This is a genomic window from Streptomyces sp. NPDC044704, assembly GCF_056433525.1.
Genome location: NZ_JBWKGY010000028.1, coordinates 13,693 through 23,426 on the forward strand (window position 1 = coordinate 13,693; position 9,734 = coordinate 23,426).

The following is a 9,734-nucleotide window of genomic DNA, read 5'->3' on the forward strand; positions in this document are numbered from 1 at the left end:
GCCGCGTACAGGGGCCCCTCGCGCCCGGCACGACCACGGCACACCGCCCCCGAGCCCGGCGTTCCGGCCGCTCGGGGCAGCGCTCGGGGCAGCGCTCGGGGCACGACGATCGGGGCCCGACGCTCAGGGCGAAGCCCGGGCCCGACGACCGGTGCCCGACGCCAAGGCCCGACCCCCAGGGGCGAAGCCCAGGGCCCGACACTCAGGGCCCTGCGCTCAACACTGCGGGCTCCCCGGCTCGGGTCGCGGGCGAGGGCGCCCGAGGGCTACGCCCGGCCCGCCCCGTTCGGCCCCGCCGGACCGCCCGCTCCGCCCGGCCCGGGCTCCGGACGCCCGCCCGGGGACAGGACGGGGTCGTCCAGCCTGACGATCCGGTAGCCCGCCCCGCCGCTCCCGGCCGGGGGGACGCGGCGCCGCCCGCCGGGCCCCGTCTTCGTCGGCCGGGCCCGCTGGGCCGCGGCGATCAGGGCGCCGACCTGTGGGGCCTCGGCCCGCAGGCGGTTGAACCCGCGGACGGAGATCCCGACGAGCGTCGCCGCGGTCGGCCAGGCCGCTCCCTTGCGGATCGCGTTCAGCATCAGGTGCAGCGCGGCGGGGGTCGGCTCCGCGCCCGGCCGGAGACCGTGGGCCTCGGCCAGCGCGTGCGCGGCGCGGAGCGCCTCGGCGAAGCTGGCGTCGATCTCCAGCCACTCGCGCAGGATGCGCTCCGGCACCCCGGCGGCGGCCGCGCACCCGGCAACGGAAAGGCCCTGGGCGGCCCCGCGCAAGGCGTCAGCCATCTGAGCAATCGTTTCTTCACGCTGACTGGGCGTACGCCGCAGCGCCTCGCGCAGCGCCCGTTCCATCATTTCCTGGGAGCCCATGCGGGACAGGACCTCGTCGGCCCACTCGTCCTGCCGCGCTCGCCGCCGCCCCTGCTCCTGCTCCTGCTCCTGCTCCTGCTCCTGCATCCCCGCACCCCCGTGTTCCGGTACCCGCAACGCCCTTGCGCACAGGGCGGTCCGGGCGGTCGCGCCTCACGGCGCCTTCTGCTCCCGCGTCCTGACTCCGTCCACGAACGTGGCCACCACCTCGATGTCACCGATCCGCGAGGTGTCGACGCGCCGCGGGTCGTCGCCCAGCACCACCAGGTCGGCGCGCTTGCCGGGCGTGAGGCTGCCCGCCCGGTCGTCCCAGTGGCAGGCGTAGGCCCCGGCGACGGTGTACGCGTGCAGCGCCTGGTCCACCGTGATGCCCTCGTCCGGGCCGATCGGCCGCCCGGTCGAGGAGGCGCGTTCGACCATGAACTGCACGGCCCGCAGCGGCGATCCGTCCGTGACGGGCCGGTCGGAGCTGCCGACCAGGGTGATGCCGTGGTCGAGGAACCCCTTCCCCCGGTACATCCAGGGCGCCCGTTCCGCACCCATGATGGCGGCGTAGTCGTCCCCGAAGGAGTACAGGAAGGTGGGCTGGACGACCGCGCTCACCCCGAGCCGGGCGAAGCGCGGCAGCTGGTCGGGCCGGATCAGTCCGGCGTGTTCGACGCGGTGCCGGGCCCCGGGGCGCGGCCGGATGCGCTGCGCGCGCTCGATCGCGTCCAGGGCGAGGTCGGCGGCGCGGTCGCCGATGGCGTGGACGGCGAGCTGCCAGCCCGCGAGGTGGCCGTCGACGATGGTGTCCGCGAGGCGTTCCGGATCGTCCTGGAGCTGTCCGAGGTGCTGCGTGCCTTCGTACGGGCTGGTGAGGGCGGCCGTCCGGGCCATCATGCCGCCGTCGGTGTAGACCTTGAGGGCGCCCAGGGAGAGCCAGTCGTCGCCGAAGCCGGTGCGCATGCCGAGGGCGAGGGCGCGGGGGATGCCGTCGGCGGGCGGCGTGGTGACGGGCTTCAGGGTGTCGGCGGCCGCCATGAGCTGTACGCGCAGGGGCAGTCGGCCCTGGTCGCGCAGGAGTTGGTAGGCGCCGAGCTCGACCGGGCTGTGGCCGAGCAGGCCGCCCCCGATGCCCGCTTCGGCGCAGGCGGTGACGCCCTCGGCGAGGCAGGTACGGGCGGCGCGCTCGATGGCGTCGGCGAGTTCCTGCTGGGAGTAGGGCGGCCGCAGGGCCCGGGCGGCGCTCATGGCGCCCTCCGCGAGGAAGCCGTCCTCGTGCGGAACGCCGGCGGGGAGCCGGTCCAGCACGGCGGAGTTGACCACGCAGGCGTGTCCGGAGTCGTGCATCAGGAACACCTGGTGCCCGTGGCTGACGCGGTCCAGTTCAGCGGCGGTGAGGTGCCGTCCCAGCACCCGCTGGTCGTACCCGGCGATGTCCACCCAGGAGCCGGGCGCGGCCTGCCGGGAGGCGGCCTCCTCGACGACGGCGAGGACGTCCTCGATCCGGCCGCGGCCGGCAACGCTCGGGGTGGCCGCCTTCAGCCCGGTCCAGGCGAGGTGCACGTGGCTGTCGATGAAGCCGGGGAGCACGGTGGCCCCCTGGAGGTCGATCACCTCGCGGGCGGGGAGCGAGGTCACCGCCTCGTCCAGGCCCACGATCCGGCCCTGCCAGATGCCCACGTCGTGGGCGACGGGGTGGTCCGGGTCCATCGTGACGACGTTCGCGTTGGTCAGCCTCGTGCAGAGCATGGAGTCCCCGTCCCTGAGTGCCTAGTGCCTAGTGCCGTGACCGGAAAGGGCCCGGCACTAGTGGGTCTTTTCCGCCACGGCCGCGACGGCCCCCACGGTCTCCGAGCCCGGCCGCTTGCGCGCCGCGGGCACCATCAGCGGAGTACCTGTTTCCGGGTCCTCGATGATCCGGCAGGGCAGGCCGAACACGTCCTGGATGAGCTCGGCCGTCATGATCGTCGCGGGGTCGCCCTCCGCGGCGACGATGCCGCCCGGCTTCATCACGATGAGGTGGGTGGCGTAGCGGCACGCCTGGTTGAGGTCGTGGAGGACCGCGACGATCGTCTGTCCCCGCTGCTCGTGCAGGTCGGCGCAGAGGTCGAGCACCTCGACCTGGTGGGAGATGTCGAGGTAGGTGGTCGGCTCGTCGAGCAGCAGGATCGACGTCTGCTGGGCCAGCACCATGGACAGCCACACGCGCTGGCGCTGGCCGCCGGAGAGGTCGTCGACGGGCCGCTCGGCGAGTTCGAGGACACCGGTCTGGCGCATGGCCTCGGCGACCGCGGCCTCGTCCTCGGCGGACCACTGCTTGAGCATCTTCTGGTGCGGGTAGCGGCCGCGGGCGACCAGGTCGCCGACGGTGATGCCGCCGGGCGCGGTCGAGGTCTGCGGGAGCAGGCCGAGCCGGCGGGCGACCTCGCGGGAGCGGTAGGACGCGATCGCGGCTCCGTCGAGGTAGACCTCGCCCGCCCGGGGCTTGATCATCCGCGCCAGTGCCTTGAGGAGCGTGGACTTCCCGCAGGCGTTGGGGCCGATGATCACCGTAAAGGAGTGGTCGGGGATGACCACGTCCAGGGAGGTGGCCACCGTCCGCTGGTCGTAGGAGAGCGTGAGGCCCTCCGCCCTCAGGCGGGCGGTCGGGGGGATCGTTGCAGTCATGCGCGGCTCTTTCGTGACTCCGTGACCAGCAGCCAGATGAGGTACAGCCCGCCGATGGTGCCGGTCGCCGTGCCCACCGGCAGGAGGGCGGGGGAGAAGATGCGCTGCATCGCGAGGTCGCTCGCGGTCAGCAGGACGGCGCCCATGGCGGCGGAAGGCACCAGCGCGGGGCCGGATGACCGGGTGAGCTTGCGGGCGAGCTGGGGGGCCGCGAGCGCGACGAACCAGATGGGCCCGGTCACCGCGGTGGCGAACGCCGCCAGGGCGACGCTGATGACGAGCAGGGCCGTCCGGCTCGCGCCGACGTTGACGCCCAGCGCGGTGGCCGTGTCGTCGCCCATCTCCACCATGGACAGCCGGCGGGCGAACAGCAGGGCGAGCGGGAGGAGTACGACGACGGCGAGGCCGACCGCGGTGGCGTGTTCCCAGCCCCGGTTGCCCAGGCTGCCGATGAGCCACGCCTGGGCCTCCAGGGCCTCCTGCCAGCTCGCCCGGGTGATCAGGTACGAGTTGAGGGCGAGGAGCAGGGAGCTGACGCCGATGCCGATGACGACGAGCCGGAAGCCCTGCATGCCGCTGCCGAGGAGGAGCAGGTACATGACGGCGGCCGTGCCGAGCCCGCCGATCAGCGCTCCGATGGCGATCTCGGTCATGCTGCCGTGCAGCGTGACGATGACGACGAGGGCACCGGTCGCCGACCCGTTGGTGAAGCCGATGATGTCGGGGCTGCCCAGCGGGTTGGCGGTGAGGCTCTGCAGGATGGCGCCGCTGACGGCCAGGGCGGCGCCGACGCACAGGGCGGTCAGCAGGCGGGGCATGCGCAGGGTGTTCACGATGAAGTCGGACGCGCCGTCCCCGGTGCCGAGGAGCGCCTTGACGACGTCGCCGACGGACAGTTCGAAGTCTCCCGTCGTCAGACTGATCGTCATGACCGTCAGGAGGAGGGCCAGCAGGATCGTGGTGACGGCCATCGTGCGGCCCTGGACGCGCAGGGAGAGGTGTCCGCGCGGGCTGCGCAGGACCCTGCCGCTGACGATGCGGGGCGGCCGGGCGGCGGGTGCCCCGCCCGCGGGCGGGGACGCGTGGGTGACGGAGGTTCCGCCCTCGGGTGCGGCGCTCACAGCATGACCAACTTTCGGCGGCGGCACAGCGCGATGAACAGCGGTGCGCCGAGGAACGCGGTGACGATGCCGACCTGGATCTCACCGGGTGCTCCGAGCACCCGGCCCAGTACGTCCGATCCGATCAGCAGGACGGGCGCGATCAGCATCGAGTACGCGAGGACCCAGCGCTGGTCGGCGCCCACGACGAACCGGGCGAGGTGCGGAACGGCCAGGCCGACGAAGCCGATCGGTCCGGCGGCGGCGGTCGCGGCTCCGCACAGGAGCATCACCGCGACGGCGCCCAGCGCGCGGGTCCGGCCGACGTTCACACCGAGGGCGCGTCCGACGTCCTCGCCCATGCCGAGGGCGTTGAGCGACGGGGCGATCCCGAGGGCGAGGACGAGGCCGACGACGACGAACGGCAGGACCACGTACACGAGGTCGAGGCCGCGGCCCGCGAGGGCGCCGACCGTCCAGAACCTGAACTGGTTGAAGGCCTGGGGGTCGAGGAGCAGGACGGCCGTGTTGAAGGCGGTCAGCACCGCCGTGACGGCCGCTCCCGCGACCACGAGCCGGTCGGGGGTGGCCAGGGACCGGCCGGACGAGCCGAGCGCGTACACCAGCACCGAGGCGAGCGCGGCGCCGATGAAGGCGAACCACACGTAGCCGAGGGCCGTGCCCACGCCGAAGAACCCGATCGCGATGACCACGCCGCTCGACGCGCCGAGGCTGACGCCGAGCAGACCGGGGTCGGCGAGCGGGTTGCGGGTCAGTGCCTGCATGAGCGCGCCGGACAGCCCCAGGGCCACGCCGACGACGAGGCCGAGGAGGGTGCGGGGGATGCGGTACTCGTGGATGATGACGGAGGTCTGCGACCCGTCGGGGTGCCACAGCGCGTTCCACGTGGCGGAGAACGGGATGCCCTTGGTGCCGACCCACACGCTGAGGAGCGAGATGAGGACCAGCGCGGCGAGCCCGACGAGGAGGCCCGCTCCCCGTACCGCGGCCACGGACCGGGATTTCGAGGGTGCGACCGGGCCTTCGGCCGTGCTTCCGGACACCGCCCGGGCTTCGATCTGCAACAACGCTCCCCCTGGCGGCAGTTCGCCGGCGATGTATGAAATGTGATGCACCGACAACAGAATGATACTTAGGTGAGCCTAAGCGAAGGTTCCGCACAAGGTCAACGCGCGGACGCGCGCCGCAAGCGGGACATACGGGGCAGCCACACCCGCCACCCCGAGGGGTGGCTTATTTAGAGTAGCCTTACCTAACTATTAGATCATCCAGCTATCTCTCGGAGGCACGCATGCTCGACGGAGGACCCACGGGGAGCCATGTCCTCCGGAAGGCGATCGGGGGGCAACGGCGCCGCATCGTCACGGCCTCGGCCCTCGGCATGGCGCACCAGGGCTGCGAGGCGCTGGTGCCCGTCGTCATCGGTGTCATCATCGACCAGGCCGTCGCGACGGGATCCTCCGGGGCCCTGCTGCGCTGGCTGCTCGTCCTCGCCGCCCTCTTCTTCGTCCTGTCGACCTGCTACCGGATCTCCGCGCGGATCACCGACGGGTCCTCCGAACACGCCTCCCACGGCCTGCGCCTCACCCTGGCCGCCAAGGTGCTCGACCCCCGCGGCGGCGCCGACCGGGGCCGGCTGCCCGGCGCGCTGACCGCCATCGCGACCGGCGACGCGACCCGCGTGGGCGCGACCGCCGCCGCGGTCACGTACGCGGTCTCCGCGGCCGCCGGCCTCACCATCAGCGCGGTCGCGCTGCTGCGCATCTCGGTGCCGCTGGGCCTGCTGATCCTGCTCGGCGTCCCGCCGCTGCTGTGGCTGGGCCACCTCATCAGCCGGCCACTGGAACAGCGCAGCGAGGTCGAGCAGGACCGCGCCGCGCACGCCTCGGGCGTCGCCGCCGACCTCGTCGCGGGACTGCGGGTGCTCAAGGGCATCGGCGCCGAGGCCGCCGCCGTGTCCCGGTACCGGCGCACCAGCCAGGACTCGCTGGCCGCGGCCCTGCGCGCCGCGCGCAGCCGCGCCTGGCACGACGGCGCGATCCTCGCCCTGACCGGCGTCTTCATCGCCGTCATCGGACTGGTCGGCGCGCACCTGGCGATGAACGGCTCGATCAGCGTCGGCGAGCTCGTCGCGGCCGTCGGTCTCGCCCAGTACCTGCTGGGACCGTTCCAGCTCCTCACCTACGTCAACGGCGAGTTCGCCCAGGGCCGCGCCTCCGCGGAGCGCATCGCCGAAGTGCTCGCCGCGCCGCCCGCCGTCACCGCCGGAACGGCCGTGCTCCCCCGGCCCGTCGCCGGGCGGGTCCGGCTGAGCGGCGTCACGTACGGGGCGCTGCGCGGTCTGGACCTCGACGTCGCCCCCGGCAGCCTGATCGGCGTCGTCGCCAAGGACCCGGCCGCCGCCAACGACCTGCTGCTGTGCCTGGGCCGCGAGTCGGACCCCGACGCGGGCGTGATCGAACTCGACGGGGTGGCGCTGACCGACCTGGACCCGGACGACGCCCGCCGGGCCGTCCTGGTCGCCCACCACGACGCCGACCTGTTCGAAGGCAGCCTGCTGGACAACGTACGGGCCGCCATGCCCGACGACGGACGGGACGCCGGAGCGGCCCTGGCCGCCGCCACGGCCGACGACGTCGCACGGGACCTGCCCCAGGGCGGGGACACGCCGCTCACCGAACGCGGACGCTCCCTGTCCGGCGGACAGCGCCAGCGCGTCGCCCTCGCCCGGGCGCTGGCCGCCGACCCGCCGGTGCTGGTCGTCCACGACCCGACGACGGCCGTCGACACGGTCACCGAATCGCACATCGCGGCCCGCCTGAGGCAGCTCCGGCCCGGCCGCACCACCGTCCTGGTCACCACCAGCCCCGCCCTGCTCGCCGAGACCGACCGGGTGGTCGTCCTCGACGGGGGCGCGGTCTCCGCCGACGGCCGCCACCAGGAACTGGTCTCCGCCGACACGGCCTACCGCACGACGGTGCTGGCATGACGGACCTGAAGGACACGCCCGCCGACAGACCGGGCGGCGCGGACCACGCGGGCGCGCACCACCACGACGCGGACAACGAAGGACGGACGATGAGCGGATCCAGCACACGGGATCGCGAGCTGCTGCCCACGGCCACCGGTGCCCAGACCCTCGGTGTCCTCGGGACCCTGATGCGCGGTCACCGCCTGCTGGCGGTCGGCGCGCTGACCGTACTGGTCCTGGGGACGGGCATCGGCCTGCTGACCGCCCCGCTCCTGGGACGCATCGTCGACCTCGTCGTCGAACAGCGCGGCTCCGGATCGCTGACCGTGCCGATGGTCCTCCTCCTCGTCGTGGCGGTCGCCCGCGGCGTCGCCACCGCCATCGGCAGCTCCCTCGTCGCCCGGCTCGGCGAAACGATCCTCGCGGACCTGCGCGAGAAGTTCATCGCGCGGGCGCTGCGCCTGCCCCTCGAACGCGTCGAGCGGGCCGGTTCCGGCGACCTCACCTCCCGGGTGACCGGGGACGTCACCGTCATCGCCCGGGCGGTGCGCCAGGCCCTCCCCGAGTTCGCCGGCGCCCTGCTCACCATCGTGCTGACCCTGGCCGGACTGGCCGTACTGGACTGGCGGTTCCTGGTCGCCGTCCTGATCGCCGTACCGGTCCACGTCCTGTCCGTGCGCTGGTACATCCCCCGCGCCTCCTCCGTGTACGCCGGGCACCGCGTGGCGACGGGCGCGCTCCAGCACCAGCTCCTCGACAGCATCGGCGGCGTCCGCACCGTACGGGCGTTCCGCCTCGGCGGACGGCACGCCGAGCTGTTGGAGCAGCGCTCCCGGGAGGCCGTCGACCTCGCGCTGCGCGGCATCCGCCTCGTGTCCGGGTTCTTCTCGCGGCTGAACCTCGCCGAGTTCATCGGCCTGGCGGCCGTCCTGTTCACCGGCTTCTTCCTGGTCGACAACGGGTCGGTGAGCATCGGCACGGCGACCGCGGCCGCGCTCTACTTCCACAGCCTCTTCAACCCGGTCAACGCCGCGCTCTTCCTCATCGACGAGGCGCAGTCCGCAGGCGCGAGCCTGGCCCGCCTGGTGGGCGTGTCGACCCTGCCGGCGGAACGGGAGCCCGAGGAGCGGGCCGTGGCCGCGGACGGGTCGGTCAAGGTCCACGGGCTGAGCCACGCGTACGTGTCGGGGCACCCCGTCCTGCGCGAGGTCGAGCTGGAGGTGAGCAGCGGCGAGCGGGTGGCCCTCGTCGGTGCGAGCGGGGCCGGGAAGACGACGCTGGCGAAGCTGATCGCCGGTGTCCACGAACCGTCGGGCGGCACGATCGCCCTCGGTGGCGTCGACGTGCGGGAACTGGGTCCCGTCGGGGTCCGGCAGGCGGTGACGCTGATCAGCCAGGAAGTCCACGTGTTCGCCGGTCCGCTCGCCGAGGACATGCGGCTGGCCCGGCCGGAGGCCACCGACGAGGAGCTGCACGCGGCCCTCGCCCGGGTGGGGGCACTGGAGTGGGCGCAGGCGCTGCCCGAGGGGCTCGCCACGGTCGTCGGTGAGGGCGGGCACCGGCTGACGGTGACCCAGGCCCAGCACCTGGCCCTGGCCCGGCTCGTCCTCGCGGATCCGCCGATCGCGATCCTGGACGAGGCCACCGCCGACGCGGGCAGCGCGGGCGCCCGCGTCCTGGAGACGGCCGCGCTCCAGGCCCTGGAGGGACGTACGGGGCTGATGGTGGCCCACCGGCTGCCGCAGGCCGCGACCGCCGACCGGATCGTGGTCCTCGACCAGGGGCAGGTCGTCGAGACCGGCACGCACGACGAGCTGGTGGCGGCGGGCGGGCGCTACGCGGGCCTGTGGGCCGCCTGGTCGGCGAGCCGCCGGGAGCCGGGGGACGCCGCCGCGCTGCCCGCTCCGAGGAAGCCCGTACCGCCCTCCGCGCAGGCCCGTTGAGGCGCCGGGGCCCACGGGCCGCCTGAGCACGGCCCGAACGCCGTGTGACCCTCCCCCTCGGGGGAGGGCCACACGGCGTTTTCGCGTGCCCCGACCGGGCACGGCACCCCGTCCCCTTCCCCGGCGGGCGGCGGGCAGCGGGCGGCGGGCTCCGGGGGCCGGCCGCGCCGCCCCGGCGGCGGGT

The 9,734-nt window shown here is 74.1% G+C and carries 7 protein-coding genes; 2 read left to right on the plus strand and 5 right to left on the minus strand.

Translation table 11 applies throughout. The features are described from left to right. Positions 1–266 precede the first annotated feature (266 nt). The 5 genes from AC07B0_RS36945 to AC07B0_RS36965 form a co-directional block, all read right to left on the minus strand. Entirely contained in the window at positions 267–950 is a 684-nt protein-coding gene (locus AC07B0_RS36945) for a hypothetical protein (RefSeq protein WP_478900151.1), read from the minus strand. A 66-nt stretch (positions 951–1,016) separates the two neighbouring features. Further along, the gene (locus AC07B0_RS36950; RefSeq protein ID WP_469383530.1) at positions 1,017–2,597 is read right to left on the minus strand and encodes an amidohydrolase; all 1,581 of its coding nucleotides are present in this window, start codon (positions 2,595–2,597) and stop codon (positions 1,017–1,019) included. A 57-nt stretch (positions 2,598–2,654) separates the two neighbouring features. Continuing rightward, positions 2,655–3,515: an ABC transporter ATP-binding protein gene (locus tag AC07B0_RS36955; protein WP_478900152.1), complete on the minus strand. Its 861-nt coding sequence runs from the start codon at positions 3,513–3,515 to the stop codon at positions 2,655–2,657. After that, positions 3,512–4,636, minus strand: a complete 1,125-nt coding sequence (locus AC07B0_RS36960) for a FecCD family ABC transporter permease (protein ID WP_356879898.1) — start codon at positions 4,634–4,636, stop codon at positions 3,512–3,514. Before AC07B0_RS36960 ends, AC07B0_RS36955 begins: the two co-directional genes overlap by 4 nt. After that, entirely contained in the window at positions 4,633–5,700 is a 1,068-nt protein-coding gene (locus AC07B0_RS36965) for a FecCD family ABC transporter permease (RefSeq protein ID WP_469383570.1), read from the minus strand. Before AC07B0_RS36965 ends, AC07B0_RS36960 begins: the two co-directional genes overlap by 4 nt. Before the next feature lie 227 nt (positions 5,701–5,927). Between AC07B0_RS36965 and AC07B0_RS36970 the strand changes: the two genes are divergently transcribed. Further along, on the plus strand, positions 5,928–7,625 hold the full coding sequence (locus AC07B0_RS36970; protein ID WP_469383535.1) for an ABC transporter ATP-binding protein: 1,698 nt from the start codon (positions 5,928–5,930) through the stop codon (positions 7,623–7,625). Positions 7,626–7,714: 89 nt separating this feature from the next. Next, positions 7,715–9,550 (plus strand): ABC transporter ATP-binding protein, encoded by a 1,836-nt coding sequence (locus tag AC07B0_RS36975; RefSeq protein ID WP_356879944.1) that lies wholly within the window; start codon positions 7,715–7,717, stop codon positions 9,548–9,550. Positions 9,551–9,734 lie beyond the last annotated feature (184 nt).